This window comes from Martelella limonii (assembly GCF_013344475.1).
GTDB lineage: Bacteria > Pseudomonadota > Alphaproteobacteria > Rhizobiales > Rhizobiaceae > Martelella > Martelella limonii.
The window spans coordinates 420,720-439,568 of the sequence record NZ_JABUOU010000004.1; the positions used below are offsets into that span (position 1 = coordinate 420,720).

At 62.0% G+C, this 18,849-nt stretch carries 14 protein-coding genes and 1 pseudogene; 6 read left to right on the plus strand and 9 right to left on the minus strand.

What is annotated here, in order from left to right:
• Positions 1-34: 34 nt before the first annotated feature.
• Positions 35-808, minus strand: coding sequence for a TerC family protein (locus tag HPQ62_RS11780; protein WP_174802733.1), 774 nt, complete (start codon positions 806-808; stop codon positions 35-37).
• A 245-nt stretch (positions 809-1,053) separates the two neighbouring features.
• On the opposite strand from HPQ62_RS11780, the gene HPQ62_RS11785 reads away from it, so the two are divergent.
• The 4 genes from HPQ62_RS11785 to HPQ62_RS11800 all read left to right on the plus strand — a co-directional run bounded on the left by HPQ62_RS11785 (position 1,054) and on the right by HPQ62_RS11800 (position 8,157).
• Entirely contained in the window at positions 1,054-2,181 is a 1,128-nt protein-coding gene (locus HPQ62_RS11785) for an HlyD family secretion protein (RefSeq protein ID WP_194246320.1), read from the plus strand.
• A gap of 44 nt (positions 2,182-2,225) precedes the next feature.
• The gene (locus tag HPQ62_RS11790; RefSeq protein WP_174802734.1) at positions 2,226-3,815 is read left to right on the plus strand and encodes a DHA2 family efflux MFS transporter permease subunit; all 1,590 of its coding nucleotides are present in this window, start codon (positions 2,226-2,228) and stop codon (positions 3,813-3,815) included.
• A 213-nt stretch (positions 3,816-4,028) separates the two neighbouring features.
• Entirely contained in the window at positions 4,029-5,903 is a 1,875-nt protein-coding gene (locus tag HPQ62_RS11795) for a sensor histidine kinase (protein ID WP_174802735.1), read from the plus strand.
• A 19-nt stretch (positions 5,904-5,922) separates the two neighbouring features.
• A complete protein-coding gene (locus HPQ62_RS11800) occupies positions 5,923-8,157 on the plus strand; it encodes a two-component system response regulator (RefSeq protein WP_174802736.1) in 2,235 nt (744 codons plus the stop codon).
• Positions 8,158-8,164: 7 nt separating this feature from the next.
• Here HPQ62_RS11800 and HPQ62_RS11805 read toward each other — a convergent pair whose 3' ends face one another.
• The 4 genes from HPQ62_RS11805 to HPQ62_RS11820 all read right to left on the minus strand — a co-directional run bounded on the left by HPQ62_RS11805 (position 8,165) and on the right by HPQ62_RS11820 (position 12,235).
• Complete coding sequence (locus tag HPQ62_RS11805) at positions 8,165-8,881, minus strand: TetR/AcrR family transcriptional regulator C-terminal domain-containing protein (RefSeq protein WP_174802737.1); 717 nt, start codon at positions 8,879-8,881, stop codon at positions 8,165-8,167.
• A gap of 160 nt (positions 8,882-9,041) precedes the next feature.
• On the minus strand, positions 9,042-10,031 hold the full coding sequence (locus tag HPQ62_RS11810) for an Hsp33 family molecular chaperone (protein WP_174802738.1): 990 nt from the start codon (positions 10,029-10,031) through the stop codon (positions 9,042-9,044).
• Positions 10,032-10,062: 31 nt separating this feature from the next.
• The gene (gene argF, locus HPQ62_RS11815) at positions 10,063-10,983 is read right to left on the minus strand and encodes an ornithine carbamoyltransferase (RefSeq protein ID WP_174802739.1); all 921 of its coding nucleotides are present in this window, start codon (positions 10,981-10,983) and stop codon (positions 10,063-10,065) included.
• 70 nt (positions 10,984-11,053) lie between these two features.
• Positions 11,054-12,235, minus strand: coding sequence for an aspartate aminotransferase family protein (locus HPQ62_RS11820; RefSeq protein WP_174802740.1), 1,182 nt, complete (start codon positions 12,233-12,235; stop codon positions 11,054-11,056).
• 373 nt (positions 12,236-12,608) lie between these two features.
• Here HPQ62_RS11820 and HPQ62_RS11825 point away from each other — a divergent pair, with 373 nt between their 5' ends.
• On the plus strand, positions 12,609-13,166 hold the full coding sequence (locus tag HPQ62_RS11825) for a GcrA family cell cycle regulator (RefSeq protein ID WP_174802741.1): 558 nt from the start codon (positions 12,609-12,611) through the stop codon (positions 13,164-13,166).
• Positions 13,167-13,324: 158 nt separating this feature from the next.
• Here the strand turns inward: HPQ62_RS11825 and HPQ62_RS11830 are convergent, their stop codons facing one another.
• From HPQ62_RS11830 to ehuR, 3 genes are read right to left on the minus strand one after another with little or no spacing between them, the layout of a single operon-like run.
• Positions 13,325-13,900, minus strand: a complete 576-nt coding sequence (locus tag HPQ62_RS11830; protein WP_174802742.1) for a nucleotidyltransferase family protein — start codon at positions 13,898-13,900, stop codon at positions 13,325-13,327.
• Positions 13,893-14,687, minus strand: coding sequence for a formate dehydrogenase accessory sulfurtransferase FdhD (gene fdhD, locus HPQ62_RS11835; protein WP_174802743.1), 795 nt, complete (start codon positions 14,685-14,687; stop codon positions 13,893-13,895). The genes HPQ62_RS11830 and fdhD overlap by 8 nt, the downstream gene beginning before the upstream one ends.
• 4 nt (positions 14,688-14,691) lie before the next feature.
• Complete coding sequence (gene ehuR, locus HPQ62_RS11840; RefSeq protein ID WP_174802744.1) at positions 14,692-16,080, minus strand: MocR-like ectoine utilization transcription factor EhuR; 1,389 nt, start codon at positions 16,078-16,080, stop codon at positions 14,692-14,694.
• 222 nt (positions 16,081-16,302) lie between these two features.
• Here ehuR and HPQ62_RS11845 point away from each other — a divergent pair, with 222 nt between their 5' ends.
• Positions 16,303-17,361, plus strand: coding sequence for a lysine-2,3-aminomutase-like protein (locus HPQ62_RS11845; protein WP_174802745.1), 1,059 nt, complete (start codon positions 16,303-16,305; stop codon positions 17,359-17,361).
• Positions 17,362-17,373: 12 nt separating this feature from the next.
• Here the strand turns inward: HPQ62_RS11845 and HPQ62_RS11850 are convergent.
• Positions 17,374-18,735: pseudogene (locus HPQ62_RS11850) on the minus strand (sugar porter family MFS transporter); the annotation flags it as partial.
• Positions 18,736-18,849: the final 114 nt, after the last annotated feature.

Here is an 18,849-nt window from a genome sequence, read left to right on the forward strand (position 1 = left end):
CCTCTCCGTCAAGCCATCGGACCGTTCGAGAGCCTCAGTGCAGGGTCTCCACCGCAGTTTCCTCCCCGCCTTGTCTCTCCTTGCGGCGTTTGCGGCGCGCCAGCATGTTGAGCGCCTCGACCAGACCGGAAAACGCCATGGCCGCGTAGATATAGCCCTTCGGCACGTGGAAGCCGATGCCGTCGGCAATCAGCGTCATGCCGATCATCAGCAGGAAGGAGAGCGCCAGCATCACGATCGTCGGGTTGGCTTCGATGAAGCGGGCAAGCGGACCCGACGCGATCAGCATCAGCGTCACGGCAACGACGACGGCGATGATCATGATCGGCAGATGCTGGGTCATGCCGACGGCGGTGATGATGCTGTCAACCGAGAACACCAAATCGAGGAGCAGGATCTGCACGATTGCCGCGGCAAAGCTGGTCTTCACGGTGCGGCCGACCATATCGCCGGGTTGATCCTCCAGATCGACGCTGTGATGGATCTCCCGCGTCGCCTTCCAGACGAGGAAAAGTCCACCGGCAATCAGGATGATGTCCTTCCAGGAGAAATCATGTCCGAAAGCGGCAAATACCGGCTCGGTCAGTTGCACGATCCAGGCGACGGCACCAAGCAGCACGAGCCGGAGCACAAGCGCAAGGCCGAGTCCGATGCGGCGTGCGTTCCTTCGGTTCTCCGCCGGAAGCTTGTTCGTCAGAATGGAAATGAAGACAAGGTTGTCGATGCCGAGCACCACCTCCATCACGATCAGGGTAACGAGGGCGGCCCAGGCTTCTGGCTGGGAGGCAAGCGCAAGCAGATCGTTCAAATTTGTATCCCCCTGACGGTCCCGGCCGGGTTGAGGAACCGGAGGGAGCCGAATGACGTTTTCATACCGCAATATCCACGGTTTCAGCAACAACGTGCAGACGTTACAGCGGTTCCAACCTTCTTACGCTTGACAGAAAAGTCCGCAAGGCGCATCTACCGTGCAAATTCATCGAACCCGCGAGTTCGAATTCAAGTTTTCCGCGCCGCGTGCCCTCCCCTACGGCGCAAGAAAGGCCTTTTCGCATGACGACCGAAACTGAGATCCATCCCGCGCCGCGCGCGCCGGAGAAGAAGTCCGGTGGTGCCACGCGCAAGATCATCTTCGCAGCGCTTGGCGTGGCTCTGATCGGCGGCGCGGTATGGTTCGGCCATCACTGGTGGACCGAAGGCCGCTTCATGATCTCCACCGATGACGCCTATATCGAAGGCGATATCGCAATCATCTCTCCGAAAGTCTCCGGCTATGTCGAGGATGTCGAGGTCGTCAGCAACCAGCGCGTCAAGAAGGGCGACCTTCTGATCAAGATCGACGACGGAGACTATCAGAATGCGCTCGCCCAGGCCGAGGCGCAGCTCAATGCGCAGAACGTGGCGCTGAAGGCGACGGAAGCCCAGATCGAAGCCAGCAAGGCGTCTCTGACGCAGGCCCAGGCCAACCGCGATGCGCTCGACCCGCAGATCGACAATGCCAAATCGATCCTGCAGCGCGCCAACACGCTGCAGCAGAAGGGGGCCGCCACCATTGCGTCCTATGACGACGCGAAGTCGGCGCTCGATCAGCTGAAGGCGAAGGTTGAAGCCGCCAATGCAGCCATCGAGGTCGCCAAGGCGAACATCACGACCACCGAGGCCCAGCTTGCCCAGCAACAGGCCGCGCTGAAGGAACGCCAGCTCGCGATCGAGCTTGCCAAGCGCAATCTCGGCTTTACCGAGATCCGTGCGCCGTTCGACGGCATCTTCGGCAACAAGAATGTGCAGGTGGGGGATCTCGTGTCCTCCGGTGCCCGCCTCGGCGCACTCGTGCCGACCGATGATCTTTACATCGTCGCCAATTTCAAGGAGACCGATCTCGATCGCCTCGGCATTGGCGCGAAGGTCCGCGTGACCGTCGATGCCTTCGAAAAGGACAGTTTCACCGGCGCGGTCGAATCCTTCTCGCCCGCATCAGGCGCGGTGTTCGCGCTGCTGCCGCCGCAGAACGCAACGGGCAATTTCACCAAGATCGTGCAGCGCCTGCCGGTGAGGATCACGATCCCGCAGGACATTCTCGACCGCAATTACCTGAAGGCGGGGCTCTCCGTCACGGCGGAAGTCGATAGCCGTACCGCACCGGACGGCACCATCGGTGAAGCGGTTGCCGCCAACCGCTGATACGTCGCATGCCTGCGCCGCATTCTGGTCGATCGGATGTTTTGATGACAGATACCGCCGAAAATGCGCAGCTTGGAACAGAAGCCGCGTCCCCGCCGTCGGACCATGTGCCGGCCCGCACCTGGGTGGCCTTCGTGGTCATGGCGTTCGGCATGTTCATGGCCATCCTCGACATCCAGATCGTCGCCTCGGCGCTTTCTGATATCCAGGCCGGCATTTCCGCCAGCGCGGACGAGATCGCCTGGGTCCAGACCTCCTACCTGATCGCCGAAGTGATCATGATCCCGCTGTCGGGCATCCTGGCGCGGATCTTCTCCACGCGCGTGGTGTTCACCGTCTCGGCGGCAGCCTTTACCGCCTGCAGCGTGTTATGCGCGACCGCCACCAGCATCGACCAGATGATCGTCTACCGCGCGCTCCAGGGCTTTATGAGCGGCGGGATGGTGCCGGCGGTCTTCGCCGTCTCGTTCACCGCATTCCCCCCATCGAAGCGGTCGACCGTCATCCCGGTGGTGGGCCTTGTCGCAACCCTTGCCCCAACGATCGGCCCCACGGTCGGCGGCTACCTGGTCGCCGCTTTTTCCTGGCACTGGCTGTTCCTGATCAACCTCATCCCGGGCATCATCGTCGCGATCAGTTCGTGGCTGCTGATCGATTTCGACAAGCCCAACCTGCCCCTGCTGAAGCATTTCGACTGGCTCGGCCTTGCGGCAATGGCGACGTTTCTGGGCTCGCTCGAGTATTTTCTCGAGGAAGGCAATATCAAGGGCTGGTTTTCCGACGAGGTCATTCGGGTCGTGTTCGTGACCATGGTGATCGGCGGCGTCCTGTTCTTCTACCGCTCCTTTACCAACCCCTCTCCGGTGGTCGATCTGCGCGCCTTCGGCAATTTCAACTTCGCCGTCGGGTCGGTGTTCTCGTTTTCACTCGGTATCGGGCTTTACGGCCTCGTCTACCTGTTCCCGCTCTACATGGCACGCATCCGTGGCTATGACGCGCTGATGATCGGGGAAACGATGTTCGTGACCGGCGCCTTCATGATGTGCACGGCGCCGGTTGCCGGTATGCTACAGAACAAACTCGACCCCCGGGTTATGATGGGCATGGGCCTTGCCCTGTTTGCGCTCTGCACCTGGCAGATGACCCATATCACCGCCGAGTGGGACTACTGGAACCTGTTCTGGCCGCAGGCGGGCCGCGGCGTGGCACTGATGATCTCGATGATCCCGGTCTCGAACATCGCGCTCGGCACCCTGCCTCCGCAGGATATCAAGAACGCATCCGGCCTGTTCAACCTCACCCGCAATCTCGGCGGCGCCGTGGGGCTTGCCGTGATCAACACGCTGTTGAGCCGCCGCACCGATTTCCACTTCGACCGGCTGGCGGAAACGGTTGGCGCCGGAAGCACCACGACGCAGGAATGGATCGGCCTGCTCAAGGGCGTCTACGACAGCCAGGGTATTGACGGCGAGAAGGCTGCGATCCTGCAGCTTCACCAGATCGTGAGCCAGCAGGCCTGGCTGATGGCCTTCATCGACATCTTCACCATTCTGACCGTGCTTTTCGTCATCCTCAGCTTCTGCATCATCTTGGTGAGAAAGCCGAAAGCGGGCGTTGGCGGCGGCGGCCACTGACGATCAGCCTTGCGCAGGTAAGCCGAACCCGCTTGTGCGCCAGCGCCACCGGGAAAGCTGAAGCATGCCTTGATGTCCGTATAAATACCACTTTGCGGACCAATTTTGGTGCAAACCCCTGCTGGGCATGACAATATTAAAGTTCTAATTTATTATGTCCTAGAATATCAGATGAAATTATTGAAAAACCAGTAACCGGTACAGACCTCGCAGATGGGACGCAGAAGATCATTTCTGTCAGAATATTTCTTCAGCGGCTCAACCGCGTCCGCATTACGGCTTATAATCATCCTGTTCATCGCTACCCTGTCCTCAGCCCTGCTGACTTGGGGCGCCATCGATCATTTCGATCGCCGGTTCGCGTTCGAGCAGAGCCGGCTCAGGGCGGAGAATGTTCTTGGCCTTGCAGAGATATGGCTGGCGAATTTTCTTGCCGACTATGCCCAAAGCCTCGACATCATCTCCAACACCACAACCTTCACGAGGGCCGTGCAGGACCCGGGCTACCATGGCGATGCGCTGCGCGATTTCGACGCCTGGCTCGCAGCGCGGCCGGCAATTGCCCAGCTGCGCTATATTGACAGCGCCGGCCGGGAGGTCCTTCGCAGCGAACGCGTGAATGAACAGATCGTGGCAGCTCCCGAAGCAGACCTTCAGAACAAGGCCTCGCGCTATTACTTTCAAACGACGATCGGCCTTCCGGAACACGCACTTTATCTTTCGCCGATCGATCTGAACGTCGAATTCGGGCGCATAGAGACCCCATGGCGGCCCGTTGTGCGACTGGCCCTGCCGATCTACGGCTCCGCACCCGAAGCGCGCGGCATACTGATCATGAACCTTGATGCCGGCAGTATTCTGGAGGCGATCGAGGACATGGCAAGACCACTTGGTCAGCCGGTTCAGCTCTTGAATGCGCAAGGCTACTGGCTGAGCGGAGCGCAGAAGGCCGATCTGTTCGGCTTCATGTTCGACAACGACCATACGCTCGCGCGGCAGGATCCGGCCCTCTGGTCGCAGGTGAGAACTGCGCACGCAGGAACGGTCCTGCAGGATCGCGTCCGGACCAGCTACATCAGCCTTCCGTTGGCCGACCTGATCAGAAGCCGGACGACCTACGATAGCGTTAACACACAAGAGTCGACGCTTTACATGCTTGTCGACTTGCCCTTGGCCGGCGGCCTTTTCTCCTCCAGGAACATTCCCGGCATTGCGCTCCTGATCGTCGCCTGTGCGGCATTTTCGATCTACACCGCGACCATGATCGCCGGCCGCAAGAGAGCCGAAGAACAGGCAAGGGCGTCAGAAGCGCAGGTCATCCGCCTTGACCGGATGGCGGGTCTTGGCGCGCTCGTTGCCAGCGTATCCCATGAGCTGAACACCCCGATCGGCAATGCCATGATGACGGCCACGACCATCGATCATCGCGCCAGCGAGCTTTCGCGCACCGTCAGCGAAGGCAGGATCGGCAGGAACGCCCTGTTTTCGATGGTATCGGATATCCGCGAAGGCGTTTCGATGATGACCGCCTCCCTCTACCGCGCATCCGAGATCATCGGCAGCTTCAAGCAGTTCGCGATCGACCAGACCAGCGACCGCAGACGATCTTTCGAGCTCAAGGATTATTTGCAGGAAACGCTCAAGCTCCTGAAGCCCCAATTCACGCGTTCCGGCATCACGCTTATTGCGGGCGAGATCGCAGCCGTCACCATGGAAAGCTTTCCCGGTCCGCTGGGTCAGGTCGTCACGAACCTGCTGATCAACGCCCGCGTTCATGGTTTCAAGGGAGAGACGCGCGGCCATGTGAAGGTTTCGGCGAAACGCGTCGGCAGCGATCATGTCGCCATCATCGTCAGCGACAACGGCCATGGCATGACGCCGGAGCAGCTCCGGAAAGCCCTCGACCCGTTCTTCACGACTGCCGTCGCCGATGGTGGGAGCGGGCTTGGCCTCACCATCGTCAACAATATCGTGGGTGGCGTCCTGCACGGAAAACTCGACATCGAAAGCACACCGGATCAGGGAACCAGCGTGACCCTGCTCATACCAATCGTCGCCCCCTCGGGGAATGGCCAATTCACGAATTGAGCAGGAGACAGGATCAAAGATGGAAAACGGCGAAATAGAACTCTTTGATGACTCCTCCGACAGCGACATCATGCCGGCCAGAGGGCAGGCCTGGAACATCCTGATCGTCGATGATGACACCGAGGTCCACCGTGCGACGGCCTATTCGATCAAGGACATCACGATCTTCGGGCGGCGGCTGTCACTGATCTTTGCCTCGAGCGCAAGGGAGGCGCTCGAAAAGACCGCCGGGATCGACGAGCTTGCAGTCGCAATCATCGATGTCGTGATGGAAACGCCGGATGCGGGTCTGGAACTTGTCAAAGCGCTGCGCGAGCAAGGCCTTCATGACACGCGCCTGGTTCTGCGCACCGGCTTTCCCGGCTACGCGCCTGAACTTTCCGTCGTGACGAATTACGAGATCGACGGCTATTTCACGAAGGAGGAGTTGACCAGGACGCGGCTGATCTCGCTGCTGACCACCGCGATCCGCGCCTATGAAAACATCAGGATCATGTCGCGCAGCCGCGAAGGCCTGGAACTCATCGTTGGCAGTGCCCGTCAGCTTTACAAGCGCAATGACCTGGAAATGTTTGCGCAGGGCGTTCTCACCCAGGTGGCGGCGCTCCTGCGGGTGTCATCAAGCGGACTCGTCAGCGGCAGCAAGTCCGAGGACGACAAGATGCGCATCATCACAGGCATCGGGCGATATGCCGGCCATCAGGGCAAGACGCTTGAAGAGGTGGATGAAACGCTGGCAGCGATGTGCGCCAACAGCCGCGCCAGCGAAGAGCCCTTCAACGAGGGTGACTATCTCGGCATGCGGTTTGAATCCGATCTTGGCGCGCTGCTGTTCGCAGCGCTGGAATCCGACCATGACGTCACCCCGACGGAGCTCGATCTGCTCCGGCTCTTTTCGAGCAATATCAGTGTCGGCTTCGAGAATATCTCGCTGCTCGAGGCGTTGAACAAGCGCGCATTCACCGATCCGATCCTGGATCTGCCAAATCTGAATGCCTTCGAGGATGCGCTCAATGAAGCGCTCGACCGCGGGCCCGAAGGCTATATCGCGAAGGTGCAGGTGTGCGATTACCAGTCTCAGGTCGCAACCTTCGGCACCATTGTCACCCGCAAGCTGATGCGCCAGGCCTATAACCGCCTGACGGCCATGGCCGGTGATACTTGCCAGGTCGCGCTCGTCGGAGAAGGTGCCTTCGGGATTGTCGATCCCAATGCGACACTCCTGCCGGAGAAGCTCGCCGAGGCCCTGCAATGCAGCTATATCATCGACGATATCGAGATGGCATCCAGCCCGTCATCGATCATCCTCCAGATCCGGGACCTGCCCGAAAATCGCGACGACGCCCTCACCGTTGCAACCGCAGCCCAGGTGCCCACCCGCAAGGCAGAGAGCGAAGCCCATATCCTTTACGGCAAGCGCGAGAGGCTTGCATGGGAGCGGAGCAACAGGCTTCGGAACGCGCTGAAGCGCGATTCCGAGACCTTTTCGGGTCTCGCCACCTATCTTCAGCCCAAGGTCGATCTCATGACGGGGGAGATCATCGGTGCAGAAGCGCTTATGCGCTGGACCATCGATGACGAATCCGTCCCTCCGAGCGAATTCATCCCGATTGCGGAGGCAACCGGTCTCACGCGATCGCTGACCAATTTCGTGCTGCGGGACGTGGCGGCATGGGTAAAGGCCAACGCCCGCCCCGACGGCCAGCCGTTTCGCGTATCCGTCAACCTTTCCATGGCCGACCTCAACGTGCCCGGTTTTGCGGCGTGGCTACTGCGAAGGCTTCAGGCCCTCGGCCTTCAGCCACCCATGATCGATTTCGAGGTGACCGAGGCAATCGCGATGTCAGGCGAGGTGCCGATCGAGCAAGTACGCGAACTGGCGAAGCAGGGCTATAGCATTTCGCTCGATGATTTCGGCACCGGCTATTCATCGCTCGCCCACCTGGAACGCCTGCCCTTCCAGACCGTGAAGATCGATCGCAGTTTCGTCAGCCACCTGACCGGCGCCAATGCCACGAAAAGTCTGTGCACCGTCATCGTCGCCATGACCGACCTGCTCGGCATGGATTGCGTTGCGGAAGGCATCGAAACCGAAGAACAGCGCGACGCCCTCAGCGAAATGGGATGCCGTTTCGGCCAGGGCTTCCTGTTTGGGCGGCCAGTACCAATGGCCGACTTCTCCGAGGTCTTCGCGCTCGTTCCGCAGTCGGGCGGCAATGTCGCCGATGGGACAGCGCAAAACAGCGAGGCCTGAGCCCGCCTTACTCCGCAGCGCGTGCGAGACCTGACCGGGGACCGTATGCGCGCATGAAGGTGTCGACGGCGTTGCGCGCGATGATGTCAACTTCCGCGTCATCCGGCGAAGTGTCCATCAGGCCGAACAGCCTGAGCTTCCACAGATGACCGCTGCAAAGATCCATCAGCTGCTGGGCCGCCACGCGCGGATCCGCGACCTCAAGTTCGCCGGCTTCGCTGCGCGCGGACATGAAGGCGGTCAATGTATCCAGAAGATTGTCCGGGTGGCCGCCGAAGAACGTGCGCACCAGCTCCGGAAAGCGTTCGGCAACACCGATTGCAATCCGCATCGAACGGATGGTTTCCTCGCAGCTGAGACCGGAGATCAGCGCCACGGCGAAGCGATGAAGCAAGCGCTCGACCGGGTCGTCTTCCGACAGCGTCTGGCGCAGATCATTGAAGATGCGCTGCTTGGCCTCCAGGATGATCGTCTGGAACAGTTCGCTCTTGTTTTCGAAATAGACGTAGATCGTACCCTTGGACACGCCCGCCGCGCGGGTGATGTCGTTCATGCTGGCAGCGTCGAAGCCGACAGTCATGAAGACCTGGCGCGCGCCCTCGAGGATCTGCTCGCGCTTGACCGGATCTTCGCCGGCGGCGTGGCGGCCCATGCGGCGGAAGCCGCAACAGTCGGATCGATCATCCGGGCGGCCGAAGCCGCCCTTGCCCTTACCAAATCCCAATTTCGCCTCACTCACCGGCGCGCCCTGCACGCCGTCAGCCTCATGCGTTGCTGCGTGCCGGAAAGAACCGGCGATGTTTTTGTGATCGCAGAACAAAACTACGCATACGACGCGGCGCCGTTCAGTTCAATGTCTTATTGAACCGGACGGTTCGACGGGTTCACGTCCGCTGAAGTTCCTCGGGCGTATATTCATACGCCGTCGAACAGAATTCGCAGGTCACCGTGATCTTGCCGTCCTCGGTGCTGTCTGCGATTTCCTCCGCGGTAAAGCCGCCAAGGACGTCACGGATGCGATCGCGCGAGCACGAGCAGCGGTCGAACACGCCATGGGCGGGATAGACCGTGACGCCGCGTTCATGGAACAGCCTGTACAGCAGTCGCTCGGCACCCACAGCGGGATCCGTCATCTCGTCGAGATCGATGGTTTCGACCATCGCCCGCGCCTCCGACCAGGAATCGTCCGGATCGTGGGAGAGCAAGCCGTCATCGCCGTCGCCGCCATGCAGATCCGGCTGGCGCATACGCTCCGGCTCCTCAGGCAGGAACTGCGCGACGAGGCCGCCGGCACGCCAGCTTTCGCGCGGGTTGCCGTTGTCATCGCGCGAAAACAGTTTAGCGACGCCGAGGCGCACTGCCGTCGGGATCTGCTCCGATTGCCGGAAATACGCCATCGCGATCTGCTCGAGCGAGCGCCCGTCAAGCTCGACGATGCCCTGATAGGGTTGCATGAAGCCGCCCTGGTCAATGGTGAAGGCAAGCACGCCCTTTCCGAGCAGCGCTTCCGGTTCGGTGCGCCCTTCGGCGATCGCCGCATCGAGCGCTTCCTGATCGAAGCGGGCATAGCCGCGCAGGGCATCGGGCGTCGAGAAATCGGCGACCAGCAGATCGACCGGGCCGTCGCCCTTGGTCTGGACCGTGAACTTGCCCTCGAATTTCAGCGATGTCCCGATCAGCGCCGTCAGCACCACGGCCTCGGCCAGAAGCCGGGCCACGGGCTCGGGATAGGCGTGGCGCGACAGCATGGTATCGAGCAGCGGGCCGAGCTGGACGGTGCGACCGCGCACATCAAGCGCGTCCACCTGAAACGGCACAACCATGTCATCACCGGCGAAGCCAAGTTCGCCGAGTTGGGTTTCTAGATTTTGCATTCTTCAACTCCTTGCCCGGCAAGGCGGCGCGTCAGTCAAACGCGCCGAGACACCAGGCCAGAACGGATTTCTGGGCATGAAGCCGGTTCTCGGCTTCGTCAAAGACGACCGATTGCGGGCCGTCCATTACCTCGTCTGTCACCTCCTCGCCGCGGTGGGCGGGCAGGCAATGCATGAATATGGCGTTGTCATTGGCCTTTTTCATCAGGTCGGCATTCACCTGATAGGGCTGGAATACGTTATGGCCGCGCGCCTTGTGCTCCTGGTTCATCGAAACCCAGGTGTCTGTCACCACGCAATCGGCCCCCTCGACCGCTTCTGCGGCAGTTTCGAAGAAGGTCACCTCGGCCCCTTCGCCGCGCGCCCAGTCCACGAACCGCATATCCGGCTCCGAGCCCTTCGGAACGGCGACGTTCATGCGGTAGGAAAACCGCCCCGCGCCTTCCAGGAAGGAATGCAGCACGTTGTTGCCGTCACCGGTCCAGGCGATCGTCTTTCCTGCAACGGGGCCGTTATGCTCCTCGAAGGTCTGGAGGTCGGCCATGATCTGGCAGGGATGGGTTGCATCCGTCAGCCCGTTGATCACCGGCACGGTGGCATATTCGGCAAGCTCCAGGAGCCTGTCATGATCGGTGGTGCGGATCATGATCGCATCGACATAGCGCGACAGCACCTTGGCGGTGTCGCCAATCGTCTCGGCGCGGCCAAGCTGCATGTCGGCGCCCGACAGGACCAGCGTATCGCCGCCCAGCTGGCGCATGCCGATATCGAAGGACACGCGCGTGCGCGTCGACGGCTTTTCGAAGATCATCGCCAGGACCTTGCCGGCGAGCGGCTTGTCGGCCGTGCCCGCCTTCTGGGCGGTCTTTCGGCTCGCCGCGTCATCGAGGATGCCGCGCAGGGCGGTTTTCGAAACGGCGGAGAGATCGAGAAAGTGCCTCGGATTGGACATGGGATCATTCTTTCACAGATAGGACTTCGATTTGGCACGAGAGAACCGGAAGCCGGCTCCCCCGCGCGCCTCAGGCCGCTGAGAGCTTTTCGGCGGCGCGGCCGATGCGGGCGAGGCCTTCGCGGGCCTCTTCGGCCGTCACGGTCAGCGGCGGAAGCAGACGGATGACATTGTCGCCGGCAGGCACCGACAGCAGCTTTTCCTCGCGCATGGCAACCGCAAGCTCGGCAGCCGGAATGTTGGCCTTGATGCCAAGCATCAGGCCCTCGCCGCGGATCTCGCCGATCACGCCCGGATAACGATCCTTGAGCTCTGCGAGGCCCTGCTTGAAGACGAGGCCCACCTCGCGGATGTGATCCAGGAAGTCGTCGGCAAGCACGACATCGAGCACGGCATTGCCGACAGCCATGGCAAGCGGATTGCCTCCAAAGGTCGTGCCGTGAACGCCCGGCACCATGCCGGAAGCCGCCTCTTCAGTCGCAAGGCAGGCAGCCACGGGAAACCCGCCGCCGATACCCTTGGCGATCGCCATGATATCGGGCGCCACGCCCGTCTGCTCATAGGCAAACAGCGTTCCCGTACGGCCGACGCCGGTCTGGACCTCGTCGAAGATCAAAAGCAGGCCAAGCTCGTCACAAAGCGTCCGCATCGCCTGCAGGAAAGCCTTGTCGACGGTGCGCACGCCGCCTTCGCCCTGAATCGGTTCGATCATCAGCGCTGCAGTGGTGTCCGAAACCGTCTCCTTCAGAAGGTCGATGTCGCCTGCCGGAATCTGCACGAAACCGGGCGCCTTCGGACCGAAGCCTTCCATGTACTTGGCCTGGCCGCCTGCGGCGATCGTCGCGATCGTGCGGCCGTGGAAAGCGCCCTCGAAGGTGATGATGTCGATCTTTTCCGGATGCCCCTTGGCATAGTGATAGCGCCGCGCGGTCTTGATCGCCGTTTCCAGCGCCTCGGCGCCGGAATTGGAGAAGAACGCCTTGTCAGCGAAGGTCACTTCCGTCAGCCGCTGGGCAAGCCTTTCCTGGCCTGCAACCTGATAGAGGTTGGAGACATGCCAAAGCTTCTCGGCCTGCCCCTTCAGTGCCTCGACCAGATGCGGATGGGCATGGCCCAGCGAATTCACCGCAACGCCGGCTGCAAAATCCAGATATCGCTCGCCCTTGTCCGTGATCAGCCATACGCCTTCGCCGCGCTCGAAGGTGAGCGGAATTCTGGCAAACGTATTATAAAGAGGCGATGCTCCGGACATGACGGCAGGACTCCCGACAGGATGATGGCTTGACAGCCGCAGAAATTAAAAATGCCGCCTCAAGGCGGCGGCAGGCCCTATATTGTCATCTCCGCCCCCAATGTCAATAAAGCCCGAGACACCGGGCTTTCGGCAGAATCACGAGCACGATTTTCGACACCGAAGCGAAATATAAGCAAGTTGGGGAAAACCCCGAAAAACGAATCGCGCGATTCCCCCTCACCTTGCCACGTCCCGACCATCGTCCTACCTTACGAGCCAACAGAGTACTGCAAGCGGCGGATCTGATTACCCGGATTGGCGACATTTTCGTGTTTCGGACATGTTTCGGAGCATGACGCCGGATTCCGCCTGCAACAGCCGGAGACGATGAATGAGCTGGACAGATGAGCGCGTTGAAAAACTCAAACAACTCTGGTCGGAAGGCCTGAGCGCGAGCCAGATCGCCAACCAGCTCGGTGGCGTGAGCCGCAATGCCGTGATCGGCAAGGTGCACCGCCTTTCCCTTCCGGGCCGGGCGAAGAGCACAAGCACGCCGGCGCCGGCTGCGACAAGGGCAACCGCCCGCAACACCGCGCCGCCGCGGGCGCCGAACTTTGCCGCCCGCGCAACCGGCGCCGGCCGCCGCCCTGCCGCGCCCCAGCCGCAGTCGGCACCGCGCACTGCAGGTGCCACGGCGCTGAAGCAGGAAATGGTGGCGGAAGCCGCTCCCGCGCCGCGCCCGCAGTCGTCACCCGACAATGTCGTGCCGATCATGAAGAAGGTCGCGCTCACCGAGCTGACCGAGATGACCTGCAAATGGCCGGTCGGCGATCCGACACAGGACGACTTCTATTTCTGCGGCTGCGACGCGCCCGAAAACACGCCGTACTGCACCTACCATGCAAAGCTTGCCTACCAGCCGGCAAGCGAACGTCGCCGCGCAAGCTGAGGCAGGCTTCCGGGGAAAACCGGCAGCTGAAGACGATGCAGAAAACCCTGACGAAGCCGGCGCCCTCGCCGGCTTTTATCTTTTCTGGCGCCTCCCGGCATTCATGCATTCTGCCCGCTGCAGGCGACAAGGATGGGGCCACGGCAATCGCGCGCTCGTCAGCCGTCCCAGCCGATCACCGTCAGCTCCGGCCACAGAGCCTGCCAACGCTCTGCCTTGTTCTCGTAGACCTCGCGCGACACCTGCGTCTTGTTGGGCCTGACCACGGCATCAACAAGGTCGGTCAGACCGAAGGGCGCATCGAGTGCAATGCGATCGTTCTGCCTGCAGATGCCGATCGACGTCGCAGTGGTCGGAAAGGTCGTGATCGCCTCCGACACGCTCTCATAAGGTTCGATATCGAAGCCGAAGCGATCGCCGTACCAGAGATGCACCCGCGCCTGGTTCTTGACGTCGATCCAGGCAGGAACATCGGAGAAGGCAGCCCTGATGCGCGCAGCGTTGCGGGACTCGGCCCACTCGGAGAGATCGTTCGCATCGAAATAGACGATATCGATATCGGCAATGCCGTGCGTCGGCGCGCGTCCGAAACGGCTGTTCCAGTAGGTCTGCGCCAGCGCGCCGGCAACCAGCCAGCAATCCGGAAGGTCGATCACAGCCCAGTTCTCCAGAAACGGCGAGAGCAACGGGCTTTCCGAGACAGCCTGCATCAACGTGGCCAAGTCATCATCCATGCGTGATCCTGTCGGCGTGAGTGTAGACGCTGAAGCCATCGCCGCGCGCGGAGGCAATCAGCGTGATGCCTGCGGCGGCGGCGGTTGCAACGGCAAGGGAAGTCGGCGCGGAAATCGCGATCAGCACCGGAGCACGGGCAATCGCGGCCTTCTGCACCATTTCGACGGAAAGCCGGCTGCTGACGACGATGGCGCCGCCTGCCGCATCCTCGCCGGTTCGGGCAAGCGCGCCGATCAGCTTGTCGAGCGCATTGTGACGCCCGACATCTTCCCGCACGGCGGCCATCGTCCCGCCGCGAAAGAAGCCTGCGCCATGAACGGCCCGCGTCGATGCAAACAGCGGCTGCGATCGCGAAAGCGCGGCGGCGGCAGCGTTGACGGCCGCCTCATCGAGAACAAGCCCGCCTTCGGGCACGGATGGCACCGCACGCATCGCCGCATCGAGGCTTTCAAGCCCGCAAAGCCCGCATCCGACGGGGCCCGCCATCGAACGGCGGCGGGAGACAAGCGCCTGCGAACGGTCGGCACGGAGGTCGATCTGCACGTCGATGCCGCGCTCAAAGGCCACGACCTCGACCGCCTCGATCTCGCCTGCCTGCCGGACGATGCCCTCCGTCAGGCTGAATCCGTAGGCGAAGTCGATCAGGTCTTCCGGCGTCGCCATCATCACCGCATGGGTGGAGCCGCCATAGCTGATGGCGACCGCCACCTCCCCCGCAAGCGCGCGCGCTTCGGCGCGCGCACGGCTGCCGAAGGACAGGATCGGTTGCGGGGCCCCGTCCGTCATCGCCTCAGACCATGATCGACTTCGGCATCGGGCGCTCGCCCTGCAGAAGCGCTGCTACAAGCGCGAGGGAGGATGCAAGCTCCAGCTCGCTCGAGGCCGCAAGCGCCACGCGAATGGCAGGCGCCGCCGCCTGGCGGCCGATATGGAAGGTGGTGCCTGCGGCGACGGAAACGCCGCGGCTGCGCGCGCGCTCCACCACCATCGTCTCGCTCATGCCCTCCGGGAGCGGGATCCACACGTGAAGCGCGCCGGGCGTCATCTTGAGCGTCAGCCCGGCAAGCGCCTTTTCCGCAATCGCCCGGCGGCGCTTCAGCGCCTGGCGCTGCCAGTTCACGAGTTCGATCGCGGTCCCATCGACGATCCAGCGGCTGGCGATTTCCGCCATGACCGGCGTCGCCACCCAGTTGGCGGCGAGATAGCGGTTCGCCACCGCGCCGGCGAAGCGATCGGGTGCGGCCAGAAACCCGCAGCGCAGGCCCGGGATCGTGTTCTTGGAGAGGTCCGTCATGTAAAGCGTGCGCTCGGGGGCGAAGGCGGCCACCGGCGGCGGCCGGTTTTCGACGAGGGGTCCCAGAACATCGTTTTCGATGATCGCAAGATCGAGCCGTCTGGCAATCGCTGCGATCGCCCGCCGGCGCGGCGCGCTCATCACCAGAGCCTGCGGCCCGGCACCCGAAGGCTGCAGGAAAATCGCCCTCAGCCGCTTGCGGGCAGCGGCCGCTTCAAGCGACGCAGGCAAAATGCCCTCATCGTCAAGCTCGACGCCTTCCAGCGCGATGCCGAGATAGCCGGCAAGCGGACGCACCATCGGATGGGTCAGCGCTTCGACCGCAAGCGCGCCGCCGGCGGGCACCACGCTCATGAAGGCCGCCGTCATCGCATCGCTGGAGCCGTTGGTAACGGTGATCCCATGCGGCATCGCCTTGACGCCGCAGGCCGCAAGCCAGTTGACACCAGCCATGCGATAGCGCTTGAACAGCGCGTTCGGCATCATCGAGAAGGCAAGTTCCGGCGGCATGGTCGCGCCGAGTTCGGCGAAGGCGGTACGGAATTTGGCAAGGCTCCTGCTCTCGCAGACCGGTTTCAGGATCGACAGGTCGATGATGCCGCTGCCGCCTTCCGTCAGATAGGGGCGCTCCGGCGCCATCCGCTCGGCCTTGATGTAGGATCCGCGCCCGACCTCGCCGACCACCATGCCACGCCGCGCAAGCTCCTCGTAAGCGCGGCTGACGGTCTGGACCGAAACCTTCAGATCGGCTGCCATTTCCCGCTGCGGCGGCAGGCGCATGCCATCGATCAGCAGGCCGTTGCGCACGGCGGCCGCAATCTGCTCTGCAATGGAAAGATAGGCCGGCCGCTTGATCAGCCGGGGATTCGGGCGCCATCTGGTCATGGCCTGATCGTGGTCCAAATCCGTTTCAAAGACAAGCGGGCGCAGCGCGCTGGCTGCAGCAATCGCAAGGGTTTACGCCGTGAAGAACGCCACCGCTCCAGTCCAGCGCGCGAGAAGACTGGCAGCCTTTCTGAAAAAGCGCCGCGCCTGATCTGCGCCATGGCTTTGCCTTCAGTCAGAAAACACGTAAAAGCCGCCCATGACCGCAGCGATGGAACGGCGATGAGCGAACGCAGAGCAAGAACGGCAATCACCGATACCGAGGCGCTGGTCGACCGCGGCCTGGTGGCGCGCGATGCGGCCGGCGATATCGCGTCCGTTGTCGAGAATTTTCGCGTCCGCATCCCCTCCCATATCCTTCATGCGATCGACAGCGTGGCGGCCGACGATCCGATCGCCCGCCAATACGTGCCCGACACGCGCGAGCTTGCCGCCTATGACGGCGAGATGGGCGATCCGATCGGCGACGGCACCTATGAGCGGGCAAAGGGCGTGACCCACCGTTATCCCGATCGCGTTCTGCTGAAGCCCACCCATGCCTGCCAGGTCTATTGCCGCTTCTGTTTCCGCCGGGAAACCGTGGGCGAGCCGGAGGCTGCCCTCGACCGTGCGGAGCTTGCCGAAGCGCTTGACTATATACGGGGCGACAGCGAAATCTGGGAGGTGATCCTCTCGGGCGGCGATCCGCTGGTGTTGTCAGACCGGAGGCTCAGGGATCTGATGCAGGCGCTCGGCGCGATCGAGCATGTCGCCGTGATCCGCATCCACACCCGCGCGCCGCTTGTGACACCCGAGCGGATCACCGAAGATCTGGTTTCAAGCCTGAAGGCGGCCGGAAAGACGGTCAACATCGTGCTCCACGTCAATCACCCGCGTGAACTGAGCGCCGAGGTGCGCTTGGGGCTCGCCCGCCTTGCCGATGGCGGCATTCCCCTCTTTGCCCAGACCGTGCTCCTGAAGGCGATCAATGACGATGCCGAAACGCTGAAGTCGCTGTTTCGGACCCTCGTCGCAAACCGGGTCAAACCCTATTACCTCCACCATCTGGACAAGGCGCGGGGCGTTTCCCATTTCGCCGTGCCGATTGCGCGCGGCCAGGCGCTGATGAGAACGCTGCAAGGCTCGATCTCCGGCCTTTGCCTGCCGACCTATGTGCTCGACATACCGGGCGGCGAGGGCAAGGCCCCGATCGGCCCGTCCTATCTCGAAGAAACGGGCGATGGCGAGTACCGGGTGACGGATTATCGTGGCGGAAAGCATGCCTATTCCGACTGGCGATAATCCGCCCTTCCCTCACACCCCATAGGTACGGTGCTCGATTTCCTCCAGCGTGACACCCTTGGTCTCGGGCGCTGCGGCGATCGCGTAGACAATCCCGACAACGCAGAAGAAGGTGAAGATCGCAAAGGTACCGACGATGCCGATGGCGCTCAGCAGGTCCGGGAACAGTAGCGCCACCAGGAAGTTGAAGAACCAGTTGGCGACCGAGGCAAGCGCCATGCCGCGCGGGCGCAGCCGAAGCGGAAACAGTTCCGCCATGTAAAGCCATGGCAACGGACCGAGGCTGACGGCAAAGAAGGCGATGAAGGTGAAGATGCCGATCATCGCCAGATAGGGCGTTGCGGCGACATTCATCATGGTCGCGACCGTCACCAGCGCCATCGAGGCCGAAGTTCCGATGAAGCCGAGGATCAGAAGCTTGCGCCGGCCCATGCTTTCCACCAGATACATGGCGACCACGGTGAGCGCGACATTGATGACACCGATGCCGACAGTCGCCAGAAGTTCCGTGGTCGTGCCCGAAAAGCCGGCATTCTTGAAGATTTCCGGCGCGTAGTAGATGATCGCGTTGATGCCGGAAAGCTGCTGCAGCACGAATACGATCATGGCAAAGCTCGTGATCGGCAGAATGCGTGGCTTCAAGAAAGCGCTCCACGAGGGCGTGACTTCATCCTTTGCGCTTTCCCTGATTTCGGTGATGATCTGGTCGACATCTGCGGGGGAGGATTCCGGCTGGAGCTTTGCGATGATCTCGCGGGCCTTGTCGGCATGGGCATTCAGCGTCAGCCAGCGTGGCGTTTCCGGCGACATCAGGATGCCGACCAGCGCCACGATCGACGGGAACACCCCGACGCCGATCATCCAGCGCCAGTCGCCCGAGCCACCAAAGGCCGCATCCGACATGTAGGACACCATGATGCCGATGGTGATCATCAGCTGGAAGGCCGAAACAATGGTTCCGCGAATGCGTGCCGGCGCGACCTCGGCCAGAAACATCGGAGCAGTCATGGCAGAAGCGCCGATCCCGACGCCGATGACCAGACGGGCGAGCGTCAGGATATATTGATTGAAGGCAAGCGCGGAGACCACCGATCCCACCAGAAAGATGATGGCGCCGAGGATCAGCATCGGCTTGCGGCCGTAACGGTCGGTGGTGACCATGGCAAGGATCGTGCCTGCCACAGCGCCGAGCGGTACCGCGGAGGTAATCACCCCTTCCATGAAGGGCGAGATCGTGAAGTCCTGCTTGATGAAGGGCAATGCGCCCGAAATCACGCCCTGGTCGAACCCGAACAGCATGCCGAACAGTGCTGCCACGATGACGATCGCAATTAACATGGGACCTCCTCCCGCCGCCGTCCGCCCGCCTTGGCCTCGCGGCTTTTCATTTTCTGAATCTCGGTCGAGAACCGAAGTTCAAGTTGAACGGGAAACGAAACCGCCTTGTCAAATGCTTTCGTTGCAGCCGCTTCATATTAGTTTTGCGTG

Excerpts from the sequence above, each read along its gene's own strand:
- HPQ62_RS11785 (WP_194246320.1), top strand. The coding sequence starts at position 1,054 with ATGACGACCGAAACTGAGATCCATCCCGCGCCGCGCGCGCCGGAGAAG.
- HPQ62_RS11790 (WP_174802734.1), top strand. The coding sequence starts at position 2,226 with ATGACAGATACCGCCGAAAATGCGCAGCTTGGAACAGAAGCCGCGTCC.
- HPQ62_RS11795 (WP_174802735.1), top strand. The coding sequence starts at position 4,029 with ATGGGACGCAGAAGATCATTTCTGTCAGAATATTTCTTCAGCGGCTCA.
- HPQ62_RS11800 (WP_174802736.1), top strand. The coding sequence starts at position 5,923 with ATGGAAAACGGCGAAATAGAACTCTTTGATGACTCCTCCGACAGCGAC.
- HPQ62_RS11810 (WP_174802738.1), bottom strand. The coding sequence starts at position 10,031 with ATGCAAAATCTAGAAACCCAACTCGGCGAACTTGGCTTCGCCGGTGAT.
- argF (WP_174802739.1), bottom strand. The coding sequence starts at position 10,983 with ATGTCCAATCCGAGGCACTTTCTCGATCTCTCCGCCGTTTCGAAAACC.
- HPQ62_RS11820 (WP_174802740.1), bottom strand. The coding sequence starts at position 12,235 with ATGTCCGGAGCATCGCCTCTTTATAATACGTTTGCCAGAATTCCGCTC.
- HPQ62_RS11825 (WP_174802741.1), top strand. The coding sequence starts at position 12,609 with ATGAGCTGGACAGATGAGCGCGTTGAAAAACTCAAACAACTCTGGTCG.
- HPQ62_RS11830 (WP_174802742.1), bottom strand. The coding sequence starts at position 13,900 with ATGGATGATGACTTGGCCACGTTGATGCAGGCTGTCTCGGAAAGCCCG.
- fdhD (WP_174802743.1), bottom strand. The coding sequence starts at position 14,687 with ATGACGGACGGGGCCCCGCAACCGATCCTGTCCTTCGGCAGCCGTGCG.
- ehuR (WP_174802744.1), bottom strand. The coding sequence starts at position 16,080 with ATGACCAGATGGCGCCCGAATCCCCGGCTGATCAAGCGGCCGGCCTAT.
- HPQ62_RS11845 (WP_174802745.1), top strand. The coding sequence starts at position 16,303 with ATGAGCGAACGCAGAGCAAGAACGGCAATCACCGATACCGAGGCGCTG.